Below are 19,178 nucleotides of genomic sequence, written 5' to 3' on the forward strand. Positions count from 1 at the left end.
CGGCCCGCAACCGATTGGTTAACATCTAGAAATTAAACTGTTTGGCTGCCTTGGCATCTGCCTCAATTGCGGCATCGCCAACCCAAACATTGTCGTAACCTTTGAGTTTCTTAAGTGAGTGGTACCCCTCGATACCCAAGTCGTCGCCCGGCTTAATGGTCTTGCCACTTGCCAGACGTTTGGCAATTTCGAGCTGGGCTTTACCCGCAAGTGCCGGATCCCAGAAGAAAATCTTGTCGATAGAGCCGTTGGCCAGGTATTTCGAGGATGCCGACGGAATGGAGGTTCCCATCACGCATACTTTATCCTGAAGACCGGCCTCTTCAACCGCGCGCGCAATTCCGGGAACGTCATTACCCGCCGACCCCTGGAATGCTTTGATATCCGGGTACTTGCCCAGAATTTCCTTAGCTTTCTCGTACGCGGCAGTTTCATTGTCGGTACTTTCTATAGGAGTCTCAACCCGTTGCATACCCGGGAAGTTCTTCGTCTGATACTTGTATGCTGCTTCAACCCATTCCATATGTGTTTTGGCTGTCAGACCGCCGACGAATTGGACATACTTACCTTTTCCGCCGGTGCATTGTCCAATGTTTTTCATGATCCGTTCGCCGTAGCTTACGTTGTCGAAAGCTTCAATATCGATATCGACATTCTTAATTCCTGTGGCTTCGTGCGAAACTACAGGAATACCCTGCTGTTTGGCCTGTGCCAATACAGCTGACAGGGCTTCCGGAGAATTGGGGACCACCGTGATGGCGGCAGGTTTTTGCGCAATCAGATCTTGGATCACCTGGATTTGTTTCTCGGGACTGACATCGTCGCCGCCTTCGGTACGGGTATCGTAACCATTTTCTTTACCCCACTCGACGACGCCTTCGTCCATGCGGTCAAACCAAGCTATACCTTTCACTTTAACTACGGTAACCATCGTTTTATTTTTCGAGGCTCCGGAGCCTGCATTCCCTCCGGTTTTGCCTCCGGCTCCACCAACCGAGCTGCAAGCGGACAAGAGCAGGCTGCCCGTGGCGAGTATTGCGAGACATGTACGGATTTTCATGTGCACCTCCTAATTTTTGCGGAATCACCGGATTCCGATCGGTCATACCGTTATGACCTCAATATATGCGCGCACCATTGCGCGTAGTTGTTATACTACAACACATTATTGCCCGATTCCACCTTTTTTCTGCGCGATTTCGTGCAATTGATAGTTGTTTTCATGTAGAATAATTGACGTAATACATTTTTGTGTTGCCGGAATGAGTATATATTTGCGATGTTTCGCTTCGATGATGTAGTAACATATTCTGTTGAGGAACGGTAAAATTGTAGGCAGGATGTACTAAGGTCGAACCTGACATCTAACATCTATTTTGAGGGGGCTCAATGGCTCGTCGGGACCAGATCCTGCGAATTCTTCAAGACGCAGGTTTCCAGTCAGTCGTTTCACTCGCAAAACGCTTTCATGTTAATGTCTCGACGATTCGCCGTGATCTTGACTGGCTTTCCGAGCAGGGTGCGGTGCAGCGAACCCACGGAGGGGCACTCCCCATAGCAGATGATTCTGATGAAGACACTTCCGTTTCCCACCTGCGAGATAAGCGTGCTATCGGAGCAGCAATGGCCGAACGGCTTCTCGAGGGACAAACCGTATTCATTGATACGGGAAGTACATGTCTTGAAGTTGCAAAGGCGTTGCATCACAGATCGCTGACAGTTGTTACCCACGATCTTTTGGTTGGGATGGAAATACTTAAGAAGCCGTCACTTAACCTGGTTTTTGTCGGCGGTGATCTTTTGCCCATGAAAACCCATATGTGGGGGCCTATTGCGGTGGATCAGCTGGATAGAATCCGGGTCAATGTAGCCGTTTTTGGGGCCAGTTCGGTGATGGAGAGCGGTGTTTACGGAAATTCCAGTTACAATCTGGAGCTTCTGAGAAAAATTCGTTCGATTGCATCGGAAGCGTTTTTTGTTGCGGATTCAACTAAATTTGGGCGCGAAGCTCTCTATAAAGTTCTTGGTCTGGAGAGTTTCACAGCCGGTGTTACGGATATTCTCATGGATCCGCTTAAGGCTGCTTCCTATCCGATACCGCTTATTCGGGCACTGTTCCCGGTCCGGGATGAGAAAAAGAATCTATCCGAGAATTAGATTTGGATTGGACAGTAGCCTGTGTTTTACGGAAAAAATAAATCCTCCGTGCCGGCTCCCGCGCAGGTACCCCAACAGAGCCGATGAAATCCGCGGAAAAGATTCCGATGCGCGCGGTGATGGAGGCGCTTTCGCGCGCAATTCCCGATCCGGGTGTCTGGTGGCCTGCCGACACCCGTTTTGAGATGATTGCGGGCGCAGTGCTGACGCAAAATACTTCCTGGGCAGGCGCGGAAAAAGCGGTCGGGAATCTGAAAAAGGCGGATCTGCTTACCGTGCGCAATTTATCGGCGGCGGATCCCGAGCTGATCCGGCAGGCGATTGTGCCCTGCGGTTATTGGCGCACAAAAACACTTTATCTGAAAGAAATATGTGCGTGGTTTGCGGAGAATGACGCAGCGGCCCCCGCAATGGACGATGCCTCGCTGCGTGCGTCTTTGCTGGGTGTGCGCGGCGTAGGCGAGGAAACGGCCGATGATATTATTCTGTATGCGTACAGGCGCGGCACTTTTATTTATGACGCTTATGCGCGTCGGATGCTTCGGGCTGTCGGCTGGGGAGAATATAAAACTTATGCGCAGGCGCGGCGGAGTGCGGACAGCGCAATCCGGGGCGAGCGTTTCACGGTAGAAGAGTATTCCGTGCTGCACGGCCTGATTGTGCAGGCGGGAAAGGATGCGCGAAAAGCGGGCGGATGGGATGCATACCGCCGCTCGGTGCTTTGTCTGTAGCCAAAAAGGATCGATGCGGCAGCGCGCGTCTTCCCTTTGGAAAGTAACGGTTTTATGTTTCTGCGGCGAGAAAACCGTAGGCGGCTTTCTTTCCGGCTTGGATATCCAGAAAATGATGCGTATGCATTCCCACTTCTTCCGCGCCGGGGAGATTGTGCGCGGTGTCGTCAAAAAACATCACATCCTGCGCGGCGGCGTGCAGTTCTTTGCAGGCGTAGCGAAAAACTTCCGGATTTGGCTTGGCAAAACCGATTTCGCAGGAAAACATACAGGGCGAAAAATCATGCAGCCACGGATGCGTCGGGCGGATAAAAGCCAGCAGGTCAGCCGGGATATTAGACAGAAGGGCGGGCTGAATTCCCTCGCTGCGCAGCTTCAGGAGCCACTGTACCATTGTGTCGTTCTGTCTGCTCCACGAAGCGCAGTCCGCTTCCAGGAAGGCCTGTACGCTGTCGAATTCCGCGCCCAGTTCCGCGCCTACCCGCCGCAGATATTCCGCCGCCGAAATCATACCGGTATCGTAGGGGTAGCGTACTTTGCGGTACGCACGCCAAAAGTCTTTCCCGCAGATTCCCTGTTCTTTCAGATGCAAAACGCGCTCAATATTTTCCCTTGATTCGGGAGTCTGTGTTTTCATGAACAGACCGTAGAGATCAAAGAGCAGCCGGCGCATAATTTTCTCCTTCGGGGAACAGGCCTGCGAGCATGGAAATAATCGTGTGCGAAACGCGCCTGAAATCTTCCCCGCCGTCGAGAAGTTTCATTCCCGTCTCCAGCAGAGCCCGGTTGATCTGCGCGTTTATCCGTGCGTTCTCCGGTTCCACTTCAAGCCAGAGCCGGGCGATGCGCATTCCGAGTTCGCGGTGAAAATGGGCTACGGCGTCGGAAGAAAAATTTTTGTGCCGGTTTCCGAAGCGCATCACGGAAATCAGCCAGGAGTGACCGGTATTTTGCGACATTTCCAGGCTTGCCAAAGTCAGATCGAGTATCTGCCGGCGCGCATCGGATTTTTCGTCCACACGTTTGTCGATTGCCTCTTTCCACTGCGGAAGATAGCGTTCCAGCACGTGGATCCGCAGGTCGTCGACGGATTGCACGTAACGGTAAATGGAATTGCGGGCAATTCCCGCATATTTTGCCACTTCGCCGGCGGTAAGTGCGGAGGGGCCGGATTCGCGCAGCACTTTTTCTGCGGCATCCACCAGTGTGTTAAACATTTTCTCGTGATGTTCTTTGACTGTTGCTGCCGAAATTTTGGGCATATTTCTTCCCTCCGGGTGTCTCTAAGCGGTATTTTAGCCGCAATCATGTTATTTAACCAGTCCCGTAAAACTGTTCTTTGGCGAAAAACCTGCCAGAATAGAAGTATGGATTTTATGGATTGGGCGTTGGGCGAGGCCCGGGAACACGCACTGCTGCGGGACGCGGTGATTACTTCGCACGGAGACACGCTGGAGATTCTGCTCGGCGACGGGCGCGCATTCGGTTTTCGTCCCGGGGCGCTGATAGATGGGCGTGCCCCGCTGCGGGTTCGCGAAGAGCTGCTGCGCCGTCTGCTGGAAATCGGTGTGCGCAACGCGGAGTTTCCCGCCCGCGCGGAACACACGTCTGCCGCGGAACATACACCGGACGGGGAACGCCGGTCCGCGGAGGAACCGGAAGCGGAAACGGAAGAGGGGTCTTTCACCCCCGGCGACTATTTTTCCCCCGATGAACAGGCGTTCCTTCCCCTGGTGCGCGGCGCGGATTATTTTCTTTCTTCGCATGACGATTCGGATTCCTATGTGTATGTGCCGCTCACGGATTTTATTGCGGTGGGAGTGGTGCCTGCCCAAGACAGGCCCGGCGTGGAAAATTCCGCCGCGCTGCCTGCCCGCCCGCCGCAGCCGCTGCGCTATGCACAGTTGGAAGAAGGCGGCGGTGAGGTGCGCGAAATTTTACTGCAGGCGCTCAACACGCTCAGGCGCCGAACGAATTCCTACCATCATTCCGTAGACCTGGGAGTGACGACGGCGGGCGGCGCAAAGATTATGGTATTTCTGCAGCCTGAAGGGTATGAACTGAGCTGGTTCTGCGACGTGGAAACGGCAGAGCAGGTCAAAATCCGTGCGGAGGAAGAAAACAGCGACGACATCGTGCTTTTCGTGCCGGTGTCGAATACGAAACTTTATGTTGTGTTCGCCGCAGACCCGCATTTAAACGATTTTTTCCGGCTGCTTCTGGAACAGCGTGAAAGCCCGGAGGCGGTATATCCGCTGCCGTACACGCTTGCCGCGGACGGTTGGCAGGAGTGGGTTCCCCTTCCCGGAACGCCGCTTGCGGAAACGTTGGGCGCCCTGCGTAACAGCTTTCGCAAAAAAATTTATGACGTGCAGGCCCGGCAGATGCACAGGTGGGGTGATTTCGGGGCGGTAAAAGATTTTGAAGAACGGGTACTGGAAGACGGAGAACGCGTGTCAAACACGGTGTGGAGTTCTCTTGACGGAGTTGGATCCATACCGGAGACGGATTTTATCACCTTTGTGCGCGAGGCTTCCCCCCATCCGTGGGAGGACGGGAAGACAGCGAGAATTTCGCTGCGGCTGACGGTGGCCCGGGAGGTATGGCCCGACGGATTTGCGGCCGATTCCAATTTTTGGCCTCCGCGCTGGAAAGTAACGGGTTTCCCGGACGAAGAAGAGCTGGAGAAACTGAAACGGGCGGCCACGCGTCGTTTTTAGCGCAGCCGCCCGTAAAAAAGGGGTTGTTTTTACTCTCCGTCGTCGCTGTGTGCCCGTTTCCCCAAACGGATTTTGACGGAGCGTCCCTGCGAAATTTCGTCCGCCTCTTTCGCCAGTTCCGGCGAATCGGTGCCGAATGTGCCTTTTGCCATGCGGTTCACAAGGATTGCGATTGCGCCGTCGCCGGTCACATTGGCCGCGGTACCGAAGGAGTCGGCAGCCACGTACATGGCCACCATAATTGCATACATCGGATCGCTGAATGCGAGAATGCTCTGCAGCACACCCTGGGCGGCGGTGATTGCCCCGCCCGGAACTCCGGGAGCGGCAACCATTGTGATCCCGAGCATAAAAATGAATCCCACCATCGCACCCGCGTTGGTTGGGATTCCCATCATATGCTGTAACGCCAAAGCAAAAGCCGTAATCTTAATAGCCGATCCGGCTAGGTGGATCGTGGCGCAAAGAGGAATAACGAAGTCGGCGACTTCGGGCGATACACGGTTGTTGCGTGCGCAGCGAATCGTAATCGGAATCGTGGCTGCCGACGAAGCGGTTCCCAAAGCGGTGGCGTAGGCTTCGCGCATTCCCCACAGTGCGGAAAACGGATTTCGTTTGCTTACGATTCCCGCAAGAGTGTACTGCAGCACAAGCATGACCACGGTGAGCACGAAGGCAAATACGAAAATCTTTGCCATTGCCACGAGCACGTGCGCGAACTGCCCCGACTTCGACATATTTAGGAAAATGCCGAAAATATGCAGCGGCAGAAACGGAACGATGGCTTTCATGATTACCAGCATTACCAGTTCGCGGAATTCACGGAAAACATGCATCATTTTTTCCGCGCGTACCGCCGACATTCCCAAACCGAGCACGAATGCCAGAATCAGTGCCGTCGTTACCCCGAAAACCGGAGGCATGGTAAATGATTTGTCCATGATTGAGGCGACTGCGTTTTCCGGAGTTGCCAGATCGGGCACTTTTTGCCCGCTCAGAAGGGAAGGATAGAGAAGAGAGGAAATACCCCATGTGCCAAAACCTGCAACAAGCGTGGATGAGTATGCGATGCCCACTGTGATCAGTAACCATTTGCCGCCGGATCGGCCCAGCTCGAAGATTGCCGGTGTGACCAAGCCAACGATGATTAACGGAACTACGAAGGAAAGGAACTTTCCAAAGACGTCGTTAAAGGTTGCGAAAGGCATAATTGCCCAATTTGGCAAGAATTGCCCTAACAGCGCACCCAAAAATATAGCGATGACAACCCAAAACAAGAGGGTCTTCGTCATCCTCGCCCAAATACCGGGGCGGTCTGATTGCGTGTTTGCCATGATAGGTCTTCCTGTTTATATCTCAGCCGGATACGGACATATCCGGCTTGGGTAAAGTTAGCTTAAAGCGAAATATGCGGCTATATATAAACAGTCTCAGAATCCGGGACGGAAAAATAAAATCTTTTGCTTACCGTAGACTATCTCTTTTTTGCGTAGAATCTGCCCAGCGTTTCTTCCCTGAATTCTTCGTATCTGTCTTCCAGGATTGCTTTGCGGATTCCCTCCGCCAGCTGCACCGTGAAGTATTCGTTGTGGATCGTGGCCAGGGTGTATGTAATCATTTCCTTCGCTTTGAATCCGTGGTGCAGATAGGCTTTCGTGTAATGTGTGCACGTGTAGCATTCGCAGCCTTCCACAACGGGGGTGAAGCTGCGTTTAAATTCCGCGCGTGTGACGTTGAACCGCCCGTCGGGAGAGTAGATGGCGCCGTTTCGCGCCACACGCGAGGGATTTACGCAGTCGAAAGTATCGGCACCGTTTTCGACCGCGCGGAACAGATCGTCGGGTTCGGAAATTCCCAGCAGGTGGCGTGCCCGGTTTTCGGGCAGTTCTTCGCACACCCAGCCGACGATCGTTCCCAGTCTGTATTTTTCCAGCGCCCCGCCGATACCGAAGCCGTCGAATTGCTGCCCGTCAATTTCCATTGAGCCCAGGTCGCGCGCTGCCTTTCGGCGCAAATCTTCGTACTGTGCTCCCTGGATCACCCCAAAGAGCTGCTGATACGGTTTATCGGCGCGCGAGTGGGTAAGCTCTTTGTGCGCGCGCAGACACCGCTGTGCCCAGCGCCGGGTACGTTCCAGAGATTCTTCCTGGTATGCCCGTGTATTCATCAGAGTGGTCAGTTCGTCGAAAGCGAAGATAATATCCGCGCCCAATTCATGCTGGATCCGCATCGAGATCTCGGGTGTGAAACGGTGCCGGACCCCGTTGAGGTGGGAGCGGAACCAGACGCCGTCGTCGTCCACGTTTGCCAGGCGTTCTTTTCCCCGTGCAACAGCGTTGTCGTCAGCCGGTTTTCCCGCAAATTCCTGCGAAAGAATTTTTTTGAATCCCGATCCGAGGCTCATCACCTGGAATCCGCCGGAATCCGTATACGTGGGCCGCTGCCAGTTCATGAATTTTCCCAGGCCGCCGGCTTCGTCGAGCACATCGGAACCGGGCTGAAGATACAGATGGTATGCGTTGGCCAGAACCGCCTGTGCGCCCGTTTGGGCAATCGATTCGGGAAGCACGGCTTTCACGCTTGCTTTCGTTCCGACGGGGATGAACGCCGGCGTGAGAATATCCCCGTGGGGTGTATGGATCACGCCTGCCCGTCCCAGATGTCCCGTGCGGGAGACGAGTCTCTTCTGTATTTCAAAAGTCATTTTTTACCTGCTGTTTTATAGGTTATTTCATGCGCTTTTACCCACCGGATAACGGCGTAGGTCAAAGGAAGCAAAACCACTTCCACACCTACTTTATACAGGAAACCGACCACTGTCAGGTTTGCGATGGTGGCGGCCGTGCTGACGCCGATCCACGCCACGACGCAGAAAATGACGGAATCCACGAATTCTCCGGCTACCGTGGAACCGATAAGGCGCACCCACAGCCTGTTTTCCCCGAACCGGGCCTTGATTTTTACCAGCACCCAGGAGTTTAGGATCTGTCCGCACAGATAGCCGAGCAGGGAAGCGGCAACAAAACGCGGCACAACGCCGAGCACTGCCTCAAACGCCGCCTGATCGGTGTAGCTTTCGTGCGCGGGAGCCAAAATGATCAGCCAAAAGACGATCGAGGCCAGCAGGGCAATGATAAAACCGAGCACGATTGCGCGGCGGGCTTTGGCAAAACCGTACACTTCGGAGAGGACGTCGCCGATGATATAGGTGAGGGGGAAAAGGATCGCCCCGCCGTCGAATACCAGCGGGCCGAGAGCGATCAGCTTCGTGGCGCCGATATTGGAAAGCAGAAGAAAAGCCACGAAACAGACGGCGAAAATGTCATACATTGAATGTTGGGGTTTGGCTGCGTGCGTCATTTGGATACTCCTGTGCCGGGGTGTCAGATAGTCAAATCCGCTTGGCGCTGCCACCACCAGGCGCGAAGGCGAAAAGTCGCACTCCGTGGAGCAGATCGCTCAAACTCCGCCACTCAGTGTACGTGGAAAAGGATTTTTAGGCAAACTCCGGATGGCGTGCCAGGTAATCCCGGGCAAAAGAACAGACGGGAACGACTTTGTTTTCTCCCAGGCTGCGTTCGTATTCGACGGCCGCGCGCACGAGGCTGCCTCCCACTCCCTGTCCGCGAAATTCCCGCCGTACCTGCACCGAAGTGATCATCAGCTCGTTGCCGTAAATTTCGTATGTGAGGTAGCCTGCCGTTTCGCCGTTTTCTTCTCTGACAACCCATTGGCTGTGCTGCGCCTCATGCGTTGGCGTAAAACGTCCGTGAGCCGTGTTCCGGCCGATACTGTCCATATTCTTCTCCGTTTCCGATCTATCTGCACATTACGCGAATCACCGGGGAATTGTCGAACGGGGAGAGTTCTTGGGTGAGGGTTATTTTTTCTCCCTTCGACGTTCCCAGCGTCTGCCCCGGTATCAGGTAGGAACTGCCCGTGATCAGGTAGTTGGCGATGTCGGCGAGCAGCAGATAGACTTCGTCCGCGCTTTGCGCTGAATCGCGCACTTCCAAATCCAGATGCCCGAAAAGCGGCAGGCCGAGGGTTCTGCCGTAGGTCAGTCCGGCATTCTGGGTGCGGATATTGACCCACAGCGGCAGCGGAACCTGACCGGCGGTCAGGCTTTCCGACATTTCCGCAACCATCTGCGGCGGCTGTACGACGCCCAGTTCGTAGCGGAAAATTCCGACGGCCGCCTCTTCACGCATAAGCGCATCGGAAAGCTGTGTAAGCAGAATATGAGCGGAAACCATGCGTTTGCGGCGCCTGATTTCGCCGCCGGAGATCTCCGATACCTGCTGTTCGCCGGCGAGTGTGCCTTCGGCGGCGGCTTTGCCCGGTGCGTAAAGCGTGATCGGGATGTGGAACGTGTGTGCGGGCAGCGTGCCTCTGTCGGGCTGCAGGGGATAGTTCAGGGGAGTCATCATTGCCTGCACGCCCTGCGAGGAAAAATGCAGCAGTCTGCCCGCGATCAGCTGCGGGTGGGCCGGATCCGGCTCAACGGTCTGCCATTTTCCTTCCACATTCAGCGACCAGAGAGTGTTTAGGCGGGCCACGGCGGCATCGATATCTATCGGTGCCTTAAACAGTGCCACGGCGGAAAAAAATTCCGGTGCCGGGGGGTGAATTGCCGAAATCCCAAGATCTTCCATAGCTGTAAGTTTATCCGAGGAACGCCCTGCGGGGAAACGTTTCTCTGTGCCCGGGGCGGTGTTCCGCAGCCGGCCGGAGAAAAGAGAGATGCGAAACGCCCGCCTGCAGCCGTCCGCCTGCCACGCGGCGCAAAAAGACACCGCCCCGCAGCGGGAGAGGCTGCGGGGCGGAGGGGAGAGGTTTTTACATCATTTTGTCTTCAAAGCCCTTCAGCGAAGGATTCATCAGGTTTTTGTCGCTGAGAATTTCGTCGAGGAACTTTTCGTCCAAGAGACCGTGGGCAAGCACCAGTTCGCGCACCGACTTTCCGGTGGCGGCGGCTTCCCTGCCGATCATGTCTCCTGCATGGTGGCCGATAAACGGATTCAGGTAGGTGATGATGCCGATGGAATTGTGCACGAAAGCGCGGCAGACGTCCTCGTTGGCGGTGATGTCTTCCACGCACTTCTCGCGCAGTGTCTTTGCGGCGTTAGTGAGAATCTTCAGGGATTCAAACATTGCCTGGGCCGCGGCCGGTTCCATTACGTTCAGTTCGAGCTGTCCGGCTTCGGCGGCAAAGGAGACGGTGACGTCGTTGCCGAAGACCTTGAAGCAGACCTGGTTGGTGACTTCCGGAATGACCGGATTGACTTTTGCCGGCATGATGGAGGAGCCTGCCGCACGTTCGGGAAGATTGATTTCATGCAGACCGCAGCGCGGACCGGAGCCGAGCAGACGCAGATCGTTGCAGATCTTGGAGAGCTTTACCGCCAGCTGTTTCAGTGCTCCGTGGGCGCTGACGTAGGATGCCTGGTCGCTTGTGGCGGCAATCAGGTCTTCGGCGCCGACGATATTCAGACCCGTAACGTCGGCAAGGGCTTTCGTGACCGCCCGGGTAAAACCGTCCGGGGTGTTCAGCTCGGTGCCGATGGCGGTAGCGCCGAGATTGACTTCCAGCAGTCCTTCGGCTGCGCGGCGGAGATTGGGAAGTTCCTGTTTAATCCAGTTTGCGTATCCGGTGAATTCGCTTCCCAGGCTCATCGGTACGGCGTCCTGCAGCTGTGTGCGTCCCATCTTCAGGACGTCTTTAAATTCTTCGCCTTTGCGCGCAAAGGATTCCGCCAGGCGTTCAAACTCTTCGGTGAGTCTGACCATGCCGGCGTGGAAACCGAGTTTCAGGCCCGTCGGATATGCGTCATTGGTGGACTGGCTCATGTTTACGTCGTCGTTCGGATTGATAACGGCGTAATCTCCCTTTTTCTTTCCCAAATGCTCAAGGGCAATGTTGGCAATTACCTCGTTGGTGTTCATGTTGACCGAGGTGCCCGCGCCGCCCTGGAAAAGATCAATCGGGAACTGGTCCATGCACCGGCCTTCGTTCAGAATCCGGTCGCATGCCCAGACGATGGCGTCGCGTTTTTCCTTCGTCAGCGCGCCGCATTCGCAGTTGGCGATGGCGGTGGCTTTCTTGGTGTATACCATGCCTCTGATAAAATCGGGGGTGTCACGCAGTGTGACACCCGAAATCTGATAGTTTTCCATGGCACGCTGTGTGTGAATGCCATAGTAGTTGTTGTTGGAAATTTCCATCGTTCCCAGAAGGTCTTCCTCGGAACGGGTAGCCGGCGAACATGCTGTATTGGATTTATCCCCCACGGCAATTCTCTTCTTTCTGTTGTTTTCCTGATCTTTCAATTCCTTCGGGGGTGGTTTCTTTTTCTCCTCTTAGCAGGGGTTTTACGAAACCGTCCCGTTGTTTTCATTATGCACCAAAGAGGTGCAAAACACTATTTCCCTATCGCGGCAAAAACAGTCTTCTACGTGCGGAATTTTCGAAAATGGCGGCTGTGCGGGGAAAATCTCCCTTTTGTTGAATTATTCGATAGAAAATTGAAATTGTGTGCAGAAACCGGACTTCCTCCGGTTACGTTTTTTCAACTTTTCGCAGAGGTTTTACGGCGCACTATTCGGTAACGGAAAATGATTACGGTTGCGGACCGGCGGTAAAAATTACGTCCCTTTTCCGCGCCCGTACCGGCGGACGCCGGAAACCCGGTACGTAAAATCCGGGCAGGGGAAACGCGTTTTTAATTCGCCTGCGGAAAATTTTCAGCAAAAGAGAAGGAAGAATATGCTCGTTGCGTTACAGATTTTTATCGTGATCGCAGCAATCGTGCTTGGGGCGCGGATCGGCTCAATCGGAATCGGTTTTGCCGGCGGCCTGGGCGTGCTGCTCCTGGGGCTGTGCGGGGTTCCGGTCAGCAAAGACGGGATTCCTTTTGACGTAGTGGGAATCATTATGTCGGTGATCGCGGCAATCTCGGCCATGCAGCTGGCGGGAGGATTGGATTATTTGGTTCACGTTGCGGAAAGAGTTCTGCGCAAAAATCCGAAGCACGTCACCTATCTTGCTCCCGTGGTTACCTATCTGATGACGCTGCTTGCGGGAACCGGGCACACGGCCTTTTCCACACTGCCCGTTATTGCCGAAGTGGCAAAGGAGGGCCATGTGCGTCCTTCACGGCCGCTGTCCGTGGCCGTGGTCGCCTCCCAGATGGCAATTACCGCATCGCCCATTTCCGCGGCGGTGGTTTTTATGGCTTCGCTGATGGAACCGCGCGGCGTGGGCTATATCCAGCTGCTTGCGGTTTTGATTCCCGCCACTTTTCTTTCCATTTTCCCCACGGCTTTTCTCGCCAACCGTCTGGGCAGGGAACTGGACGAAGATCCGGTGTATCTCGAACGGCTGAAGAAAGGACTGGTGGCTCCGCCCAAGAATCACATGGGCAAATACGCCCCTACGCGGGAAAGCAGGCTGTCGGTGCTGATTTTCCTTGTCTCCATCGTTCTGGTGATGGTTTATGCCACTTTGATTTCCGATCAGCTCGGAATTATCTCCAATCCCACGCTGCCGCGAAATGAGGCGATTATGTCGCTCATGCTCGGCTCGGCGGCAATAATCATCGTGGTTTGCAGGCTGAAAGGCAGCGAGGTGCTCAACACGCAGGTGTTCAGATCGGGAATGTCGGCAGCTGTCTGCGTGATGGGTGTGGCGTGGCTCGGAACTTCGCTGATTAATCACTATATCGAACAGATCAAAGGTTTCTCCGGGGAACTGCTTGCAGGCTGTCCGTGGCTGCTCGCGGTGGTGCTGTTCCTTGCGGCGTCGCTTCTCTATTCGCAGGCGGGCACGACCAAGGCGCTGATGCCCGCGGCGCTGGCGGTCGGCGTCAGCCCCCTGACCGCAGTCGCCTCTTTTACCGCTGTTTCTTCGCTGTTTGTTCTGCCTACCTATCCGACGCTGCTCGCGGCGGTGGAGATGGACGATACCGGCTCGACACGGATCGGCAAATACGTATTTGACCATCCGTTCCTGATCCCGGGCGTGGTGTGCATTGCAATTTCCGTGGTGCTCGGTTTCCTTTTCGGAACGGTTATTCTCTAAGGCAGGTCTGTAAGGCAGGGAAACGCAGGGCATAAAAAGACAGTAGGTAAAAAACAGGTCCCGGCGGACAGATCCGCCGGGACCGAAAACGTTTTTAAACAGCTGTTACTTCAGCTTCCAGGATGCGGCATCTTTGTCCGAAAAGAGTCCGCCCCGGTACTGTGCTTTGATGCTGTCTTCCTTAAGAGGCACTTTCCCGGTGACTGTGCCTCCCGGATTCAGCTCTCCGCTTTGAAGCATTTTGGATCTGTCTTCAAACAGTGCAAATTCGGCATCGCTGACTGCTCCGTCTGTGTTTGTGGACTTCCAGTCAAACGAATTGAAGTCTGTTTTTTCTTTTCCGCCGTTCTTATAGGTGACCGTAATCAGGGTGTACGTTTTTTTGCCCATATCTTTGGCGGTTTCCACGGCATCCACCGACACCGTCAGCCCATTTTCCAGCGTTACCGCTTTGCCGACGGCCAGATCCTGCGTCGCTGCGGCATCCTTTTCTTTTCCGTCGTCTTTTTTGTCTGCCTTCTTTGCGTCCTTATCCGCGGCAGACTGCGAGTCGGAAACCTTTGCGGCCTTCGGCCCCGAGGTGGCTTCGTCGAAGGCTTTCGAGAAGAGGCTTTGTGTGAAGAGCGTAATTACAATGGAAAGGATGCACAGGATCAGGCCGGCTACTGCGACGCCTTTTCCCGACAGGTTCTTCTTTTTGATTCTCAGTATTGCCACGACGCCGAAGATTAACCCGATTATGCCGGCTACTGCGGAAAGGTTGTTGATAATCGGAATCCAGCAAATAATAATCGCCAATATGCCCAAAATGAGCGACACGATTCCCGCGGCACTGCTGTGCTGCGGCGCGGACATGGGTGTGTTGGTGTTCTCCATGAAAACTCGTTTCCGGTAGTGCACTTAATAAGTGTATGTCTGTCGATTTACGGTCGGTCCGCCCGCTTCCGCATAAAACGTGCGCAGAGGCAAAGCGGATCTGCTTTTCAGTTTCCGCCGGGGGGGGGAACTGTCAAGTGTTTTCGCCGAATCGGATACGAAACGGCGCGGCCGGCGTTTTCTTTTCTCCGGCGCCGGCGGGTAAACTCATCATGCTCCCGTTTTAATTCCGCGCCGCTGCCGGGATTAAAACCACCCGAATGACAATTGGCGGTCTCCTTGAACATTTCTTCTTCGATGCGAAATTACGGCGCATGCAGCTTTCTGCTGGTATTTGGGGCAGTTGCCGTATGGTGGTCTTTTTTTCAGATCTGGCTTACCGTTCCCGCCGGCGGTCTGCGCCTGTCCGGGACGCAGGTGGGCACGGTATTTTCCGTCAACGGTCTGATGCTCACCGCCGTCATCGTATTTTACGGAATTATGCAGGACTGCCTTCGCTTTCGCCGGCACCTCCTCTTTATTTCCGCTGTGTGTACGATGCTGATCGGGCCTTTCGTCACTTTTGTTTACCGCCCGCTGCTGGAACACTGTTTTCTCTTCGGTGTGCTGCTCGGTTCGGTGGAAATCGCGGCGGGTTTTGTGGGTGCAACCGCCCTGTATGAAGCCTATTTCGCGCGGCTGGCAATAAAATACGGTTTTGAATACGGCCATGCGCGCGTGGGCGGTTCGCTGGGCTTTGCTCTGGGAACGCTCGCGGCGGGCGTGCTTTTTACGGTCCGTCCGCTTCTGATTTTCTGGGCGGGGTCTTTTTTGGGGATGTGTCTGCTGCTGACACAGATTTTTTGGAAAACAGAGCCCGATCCGGCGCGAAATATGCACCCCGGTTCCCGCTCCCCGGGCGTGCTGCGGACGCTGCGCTCCCTGCGCGCCGAAATGGCCGCGTCCGCGCGGGATGCGAATTTTTGGGCACTGACCGCGTTTGTGGTTTTCGGCTGGACTGTGTATCAGGTGTTTGAATCGCAGATGTTTCCGGGGTTTTACGTCTCCCTGTTTTCCTCCCATGCCCGCGGCCAGATCATGTTCAGCGCCCTGATCGCGGTGCAGACACTGATTGAAACGTCGCTGATGGTGCCCGCTGCGGCGATCATCAGGCGGATCGGCGTAAAGACGTCAATGGTTTTTTCCGCTCTTGTAATGACGGTTCCTCTTTTGGGCAGTGCGCTGGGTGCGGATCCGGCAACGGTGGCCGCGCTGAAACTGTTTCACGGTGTGTTTGTGCCCTTTGCCCTGCTCTCTATCGTGAAATATGTATCGCTCCATTTTTCCGCCGCGCTGAGTTCCACGATTTATCTCACGGGGTTTTACGTGGCGTATTTTCTTGCGACCGCTCTTTTCTCCGGACCGTTGGGATATTTACGCGACATCTGCGGGTACCGCATTACGTTTGCCCTAATGGCGGCAGTTATTTTAGCTGACGTGCTGTTTTCCGTAAAGATTCTGAAAAAGGACGGGACCGGCGCGGCGGCCGGAAAATAATTTCGCGTCCGTTTTGTGTTAGAAACGACTCAAAGCGTTGAAATTGTTATTAAGAAAGATTATCTTTATACCTAGTTCGGTATGCCGAACCTAAGGGAGTTCGGTCTCACGATATACGGGATACACATCTTCTTTAACGAGAGACTTACTTCTGCAATTCGATGGAGCAACACTCCCGATCAAGAAATGTTTATACACGGTTAAGGAAAATAATGAATCGCAAGTTAAATGCAGTAGTTGCGATCGCTGCCCTCGCCGCCACATCGGCGTCGCTTGCAGGGTGCAGCAATGCAAAAGATGCAGGCAAGGCCTCCAAGGACGCGAAAGCCAACGTGGTCAAGGTTGTTGCGACAACCACCCAGATCTGTGATTACGTAACGCAGATCGCCACCGACAAGTCCGCGGACGCAACCCTGGCATTCACCAAGATGGATTCCGCAGGCAAGGTAACCCACACCGGTGCCAAGCCCGACAAGGCGAAGTCCGAAATTAACCTCACGTGTCTGCTGGCGCCCAACGCGAGCGCACACGAGCACGAGATGACCACCGCACAGGCCAAGGCACTTGCCTCCGCAGACGTGATGCTCGTCTCGGGTGTGGATCTCGAGCACTTCCTGGATTCCGCGGTTGAGTCCACAGGGTTCAAGGGTACAATGGGCGTCACCTCCGGTATCCTCACCGCTGCCGAAGTTACCGATGAAAAGTCCGAGCTGGACAAGGAAAAGAAGCTTCCGTACAAGGTTGACCGCGGTGTGGAAAAGGTAAAGGTTGAGAAGTGGCCTTTCCCGCCCGAGCCGGGTGAGAGCGAACCGGAGTTCAAGTATGATCCGCACATCTGGACCAGCCCGCAGAATGCCGCTATCCAGGTGCGTAACATCGGCGCAATCCTGAACAAGGTTTCGCCCGAAAACAAGGAGCTGTTCACCAAGCACGTAAAGCGCTACTCGGCAGCGATCGACGATCTGGATAAGTGGGTCAAGGAAGCCATCAACTCCATTCCGAAGGAGCACCGAGTCCTGTTCACCTCGCACGATGCATTCGGTTACTTCTCCAAGACCTACGGAATTAACTTCATCGGTGCGGCGCTGTCCGACTTCAACGAGCAGCAGGACGCCACGGCAAGCCACATTCAGAAGGCTGCCGATGAGGTGAAGAAGTCCGGTGCGTTGGCACTCTTTGCCGAAAACTCCAACAACTCCAAGTCCATCGAGGCTGTGGCCAAGGCTGCGGGAGTGAAGGCGATTATCGGCGAGGACGCCCTTTACGGCGATTCCCTCGGACCGGTCGGTTCGGAAGGCGAAACCTACACGGGTTCGATTCTGCACAACGTGACCGTAATTGTGAACGCATGGTCCGGAAAGCTTCCTCCGGTTCCCGGTTCACTGAAGTAAATGGTTTTGTGAGGTCAGGACGAGAAGATGCGGGAACAGTTCGTAGCGCGGTTTGAAAAAGCGGATTTCGGCTACCAGGGTAAATCGGTTCTCACCGGCGTAGATTTTACGATTCACCCGGGCGAGGCAATAGCACTGATCGGACCGAACGGTTCGGGCAAAACTACGCTGTTGCGGGGAATGCTGAAAGCCACGGAACTGCTTGGGGGCACAATGGAGCTAGTCGCCTCCAGTATCGGATATGTGCCGCAGTCTGCAAATCTTGACCTCACCTTTCCCATCAGCGCGAAAAAAGTTGTGGAGATGGGAGTTTACAGAGAGCTGAAGCCGTTTGGGCGCATAAGCCGTTCGCAGCGCAAAAGGGTGGAGGACGCCCTTGAGCGTGTAAGTATGAACGAGCGGGCGTCCAAACGCTTCGGTACTCTCTCCGGAGGGCAGCGGCAGCGCATTCTGCTTGCCAGAGCGCTGGTTGCCGACCCCCAGCTGGTCCTGCTTGACGAGCCGTTCAACGGCCTGGACGAACCGAATCGTCAAAAACTGCTTGAAATTATTGCGGAAATGAAAAAAGACGGTGTTGCCGTTGTCGCTTCCACACATGATCTGTCTTTGGCGCGCGAAACCTGCGATACGGCAGTGCTGCTTGCCGGGCGGCAGATAGCCTGCGGGCCCGTGACGGATGTGCTGGATGACGATACAGTGGCCTTCGTGTATGGAGATACAAGTGTTAACCGAGCTAGTTGAGCATTTACGGATTCTGCTTTCCGGAGTGTTCGGTTTTCAGACCCTCAGCTCCGAAATTTTCCTTTTCCGCCCATTTGTGCTGCTTGTGGTGCTGGGTGTGGCCGGCGGTCTCGTAAGCGTGATCGTAAACCTGCATCAGCTTGAATTTAATGCCGAGACGACAGTGCACGCGATTTTCCCGGGCATCGTGGCCGGTGCCGTTTTTTGGGGGATTGAGGCGATTAATGCCGGTGCCGTGGTTGTGGGCGTGTGCGTGACCGCTGCCCTGACCTGGAACAGCTGGCGGAAAACGGCGGCCAGTGCGCGCGCTGCCGGCCATGCGGGCTCGGAAGCCGGTACTGCCGTCATTCTGACCTCGTTCTTCTCCGTGGGCGTGGTGCTGTCTTTGAAAAAGGGCGATATGTCCGGTCAGCTGGAAGCCCTGATGTTTGGGCGGCTGCTGGAAGTGACCGACTCGCGGATGGCACAGTCCGTTCTGGCCTGCATAGTGGCAGTGGTGCTGCTTGCCCTGACCTGGCGGCGGCAGGTCTTCGTGGCTTTCGACCGGGACGGCGCAAAAGCCGCGGGTGTAAATATGCTTTTGATTGATTTGGTCGCAAATGTGGCAATTACTGCGGTAGTGATTGCCGGTTCTTCGGCAGTGGGCACTCTGCTGGTAATCGGATACCTGATCGTGCCCGGAGCCACCGGCAAAATCCTTGCGCGCAGCGTGCGCGGAATGTGCCTGATTGCCGTGGGCATGGGAGTCGTTGGCGGATATATAGGCATGGTGTTGATGAACGTGCAGAGCTCGCATCCCATTTCCCCGCAGGGCGCAGTGGCGCTGAGCGTGGTCGGAATCTTCTTCGTGGCGCTGATCATTAAGCGTCTGTGCGCAAGAATCCAAGAAGCAGTTGCGAAGAAACGGCCGCAGATATCTTCCCCGGTTTCCGAAAAGGTGGCGTGA

18 protein-coding genes are annotated in these 19,178 nt (G+C 54.9%); 8 read left to right on the forward strand and 10 right to left on the reverse strand.

The window, feature by feature from the left end:
* Positions 1-25: 25 nt before the first annotated feature.
* Positions 26-1,060, reverse strand: coding sequence for a substrate-binding domain-containing protein (locus HMPREF1631_RS02805; protein WP_034232233.1), 1,035 nt, complete (start codon positions 1,058-1,060; stop codon positions 26-28).
* A 329-nt stretch (positions 1,061-1,389) separates the two neighbouring features.
* Between HMPREF1631_RS02805 and HMPREF1631_RS02810 the strand changes: the two genes are divergently transcribed.
* Together HMPREF1631_RS02810 and HMPREF1631_RS02815 are read left to right on the forward strand one after the other, a co-directional pair.
* Positions 1,390-2,157 carry a DeoR/GlpR family DNA-binding transcription regulator gene (locus HMPREF1631_RS02810; RefSeq protein ID WP_052046994.1) on the forward strand — a complete coding sequence of 256 codons (768 nt, stop codon included), beginning with the start codon at positions 1,390-1,392 and terminating at the stop codon, positions 2,155-2,157.
* Positions 2,158-2,240: 83 nt separating this feature from the next.
* Positions 2,241-2,888, forward strand: a complete 648-nt coding sequence (locus tag HMPREF1631_RS02815) for an endonuclease III domain-containing protein (protein WP_034232235.1) — start codon at positions 2,241-2,243, stop codon at positions 2,886-2,888.
* A 52-nt stretch (positions 2,889-2,940) separates the two neighbouring features.
* Here the strand turns inward: HMPREF1631_RS02815 and HMPREF1631_RS02820 are convergent, their stop codons facing one another.
* Together HMPREF1631_RS02820 and HMPREF1631_RS02825 are read right to left on the reverse strand one after the other, a co-directional pair.
* On the reverse strand, positions 2,941-3,561 hold the full coding sequence (locus HMPREF1631_RS02820) for an HAD-IA family hydrolase (protein ID WP_052046995.1): 621 nt from the start codon (positions 3,559-3,561) through the stop codon (positions 2,941-2,943).
* A complete protein-coding gene (locus HMPREF1631_RS02825) occupies positions 3,542-4,150 on the reverse strand; it encodes a TetR/AcrR family transcriptional regulator (protein ID WP_052046996.1) in 609 nt (202 codons plus the stop codon). The genes HMPREF1631_RS02820 and HMPREF1631_RS02825 overlap by 20 nt, the downstream gene beginning before the upstream one ends.
* 105 nt (positions 4,151-4,255) lie before the next feature.
* Here HMPREF1631_RS02825 and HMPREF1631_RS02830 point away from each other — a divergent pair, with 105 nt between their 5' ends.
* Positions 4,256-5,608 (forward strand): hypothetical protein, encoded by a 1,353-nt coding sequence (locus tag HMPREF1631_RS02830; protein ID WP_034232238.1) that lies wholly within the window; start codon positions 4,256-4,258, stop codon positions 5,606-5,608.
* A gap of 29 nt (positions 5,609-5,637) precedes the next feature.
* Here the strand turns inward: HMPREF1631_RS02830 and HMPREF1631_RS02835 are convergent, their stop codons facing one another.
* The 6 genes from HMPREF1631_RS02835 to aspA all read right to left on the reverse strand — a co-directional run bounded on the left by HMPREF1631_RS02835 (position 5,638) and on the right by aspA (position 11,833).
* A complete protein-coding gene (locus HMPREF1631_RS02835) occupies positions 5,638-6,942 on the reverse strand; it encodes a dicarboxylate/amino acid:cation symporter (protein ID WP_052046997.1) in 1,305 nt (434 codons plus the stop codon).
* Positions 6,943-7,082: 140 nt separating this feature from the next.
* On the reverse strand, positions 7,083-8,312 hold the full coding sequence (tgt, locus tag HMPREF1631_RS02840) for a tRNA guanosine(34) transglycosylase Tgt (protein ID WP_034232240.1): 1,230 nt from the start codon (positions 8,310-8,312) through the stop codon (positions 7,083-7,085).
* The gene (locus HMPREF1631_RS02845) at positions 8,309-8,968 is read right to left on the reverse strand and encodes a queuosine precursor transporter (RefSeq protein WP_034232242.1); all 660 of its coding nucleotides are present in this window, start codon (positions 8,966-8,968) and stop codon (positions 8,309-8,311) included. The genes tgt and HMPREF1631_RS02845 overlap by 4 nt, the downstream gene beginning before the upstream one ends.
* 136 nt (positions 8,969-9,104) lie before the next feature.
* Positions 9,105-9,407, reverse strand: a complete 303-nt coding sequence (locus HMPREF1631_RS02850; protein WP_052046998.1) for a GNAT family N-acetyltransferase — start codon at positions 9,405-9,407, stop codon at positions 9,105-9,107.
* A 19-nt stretch (positions 9,408-9,426) separates the two neighbouring features.
* Positions 9,427-10,263 carry a DUF4261 domain-containing protein gene (locus HMPREF1631_RS02855; protein WP_156956201.1) on the reverse strand — a complete coding sequence of 279 codons (837 nt, stop codon included), beginning with the start codon at positions 10,261-10,263 and terminating at the stop codon, positions 9,427-9,429.
* 184 nt (positions 10,264-10,447) lie between these two features.
* Positions 10,448-11,833: an aspartate ammonia-lyase gene (aspA, locus tag HMPREF1631_RS02860; protein WP_052047065.1), complete on the reverse strand. Its 1,386-nt coding sequence runs from the start codon at positions 11,831-11,833 to the stop codon at positions 10,448-10,450.
* A gap of 541 nt (positions 11,834-12,374) precedes the next feature.
* On the opposite strand from aspA, the gene HMPREF1631_RS02865 reads away from it, so the two are divergent.
* Complete coding sequence (locus tag HMPREF1631_RS02865) at positions 12,375-13,688, forward strand: anaerobic C4-dicarboxylate transporter (RefSeq protein ID WP_034232727.1); 1,314 nt, start codon at positions 12,375-12,377, stop codon at positions 13,686-13,688.
* Positions 13,689-13,793: 105 nt separating this feature from the next.
* Here the strand turns inward: HMPREF1631_RS02865 and HMPREF1631_RS02870 are convergent, their stop codons facing one another.
* On the reverse strand, positions 13,794-14,564 hold the full coding sequence (locus HMPREF1631_RS02870; protein ID WP_084707364.1) for a DUF4190 domain-containing protein: 771 nt from the start codon (positions 14,562-14,564) through the stop codon (positions 13,794-13,796).
* Positions 14,565-14,843: 279 nt separating this feature from the next.
* On the opposite strand from HMPREF1631_RS02870, the gene HMPREF1631_RS02875 reads away from it, so the two are divergent.
* The 4 genes from HMPREF1631_RS02875 to HMPREF1631_RS02890 all read left to right on the forward strand — a co-directional run bounded on the left by HMPREF1631_RS02875 (position 14,844) and on the right by HMPREF1631_RS02890 (position 19,178).
* Positions 14,844-16,100 carry an oligosaccharide MFS transporter gene (locus HMPREF1631_RS02875; protein ID WP_156956202.1) on the forward strand — a complete coding sequence of 419 codons (1,257 nt, stop codon included), beginning with the start codon at positions 14,844-14,846 and terminating at the stop codon, positions 16,098-16,100.
* Positions 16,101-16,312: 212 nt separating this feature from the next.
* On the forward strand, positions 16,313-17,491 hold the full coding sequence (locus HMPREF1631_RS02880) for a metal ABC transporter substrate-binding protein (RefSeq protein ID WP_034232251.1): 1,179 nt from the start codon (positions 16,313-16,315) through the stop codon (positions 17,489-17,491).
* A 27-nt stretch (positions 17,492-17,518) separates the two neighbouring features.
* Positions 17,519-18,232, forward strand: coding sequence for a metal ABC transporter ATP-binding protein (locus tag HMPREF1631_RS02885; RefSeq protein WP_034232254.1), 714 nt, complete (start codon positions 17,519-17,521; stop codon positions 18,230-18,232).
* Complete coding sequence (locus HMPREF1631_RS02890) at positions 18,201-19,178, forward strand: metal ABC transporter permease (protein WP_156956203.1); 978 nt, start codon at positions 18,201-18,203, stop codon at positions 19,176-19,178. The genes HMPREF1631_RS02885 and HMPREF1631_RS02890 overlap by 32 nt, the downstream gene beginning before the upstream one ends.

The sequence above is a fragment of the Arcanobacterium sp. S3PF19 genome (assembly GCF_000758825.1).
Classification (GTDB): Bacteria; Actinomycetota; Actinomycetes; order Actinomycetales; family Actinomycetaceae; genus Arcanobacterium_A.

Excerpts from the sequence above, each read along its gene's own strand:
- HMPREF1631_RS02805 (WP_034232233.1), bottom strand. The coding sequence starts at position 1,060 with ATGAAAATCCGTACATGTCTCGCAATACTCGCCACGGGCAGCCTGCTC.
- HMPREF1631_RS02810 (WP_052046994.1), top strand. The coding sequence starts at position 1,390 with ATGGCTCGTCGGGACCAGATCCTGCGAATTCTTCAAGACGCAGGTTTC.
- HMPREF1631_RS02815 (WP_034232235.1), top strand. The coding sequence starts at position 2,241 with ATGAAATCCGCGGAAAAGATTCCGATGCGCGCGGTGATGGAGGCGCTT.
- HMPREF1631_RS02820 (WP_052046995.1), bottom strand. The coding sequence starts at position 3,561 with ATGCGCCGGCTGCTCTTTGATCTCTACGGTCTGTTCATGAAAACACAG.
- HMPREF1631_RS02825 (WP_052046996.1), bottom strand. The coding sequence starts at position 4,150 with ATGCCCAAAATTTCGGCAGCAACAGTCAAAGAACATCACGAGAAAATG.
- HMPREF1631_RS02830 (WP_034232238.1), top strand. The coding sequence starts at position 4,256 with ATGGATTTTATGGATTGGGCGTTGGGCGAGGCCCGGGAACACGCACTG.
- HMPREF1631_RS02835 (WP_052046997.1), bottom strand. The coding sequence starts at position 6,942 with ATGGCAAACACGCAATCAGACCGCCCCGGTATTTGGGCGAGGATGACG.
- tgt (WP_034232240.1), bottom strand. The coding sequence starts at position 8,312 with ATGACTTTTGAAATACAGAAGAGACTCGTCTCCCGCACGGGACATCTG.
- HMPREF1631_RS02845 (WP_034232242.1), bottom strand. The coding sequence starts at position 8,968 with ATGACGCACGCAGCCAAACCCCAACATTCAATGTATGACATTTTCGCC.
- HMPREF1631_RS02850 (WP_052046998.1), bottom strand. The coding sequence starts at position 9,407 with ATGGACAGTATCGGCCGGAACACGGCTCACGGACGTTTTACGCCAACG.
- HMPREF1631_RS02855 (WP_156956201.1), bottom strand. The coding sequence starts at position 10,263 with ATGGAAGATCTTGGGATTTCGGCAATTCACCCCCCGGCACCGGAATTT.
- aspA (WP_052047065.1), bottom strand. The coding sequence starts at position 11,833 with ATGGAAATTTCCAACAACAACTACTATGGCATTCACACACAGCGTGCC.
- HMPREF1631_RS02865 (WP_034232727.1), top strand. The coding sequence starts at position 12,375 with ATGCTCGTTGCGTTACAGATTTTTATCGTGATCGCAGCAATCGTGCTT.
- HMPREF1631_RS02870 (WP_084707364.1), bottom strand. The coding sequence starts at position 14,564 with ATGGAGAACACCAACACACCCATGTCCGCGCCGCAGCACAGCAGTGCC.
- HMPREF1631_RS02880 (WP_034232251.1), top strand. The coding sequence starts at position 16,313 with ATGAATCGCAAGTTAAATGCAGTAGTTGCGATCGCTGCCCTCGCCGCC.
- HMPREF1631_RS02885 (WP_034232254.1), top strand. The coding sequence starts at position 17,519 with ATGCGGGAACAGTTCGTAGCGCGGTTTGAAAAAGCGGATTTCGGCTAC.
- HMPREF1631_RS02890 (WP_156956203.1), top strand. The coding sequence starts at position 18,201 with ATGGAGATACAAGTGTTAACCGAGCTAGTTGAGCATTTACGGATTCTG.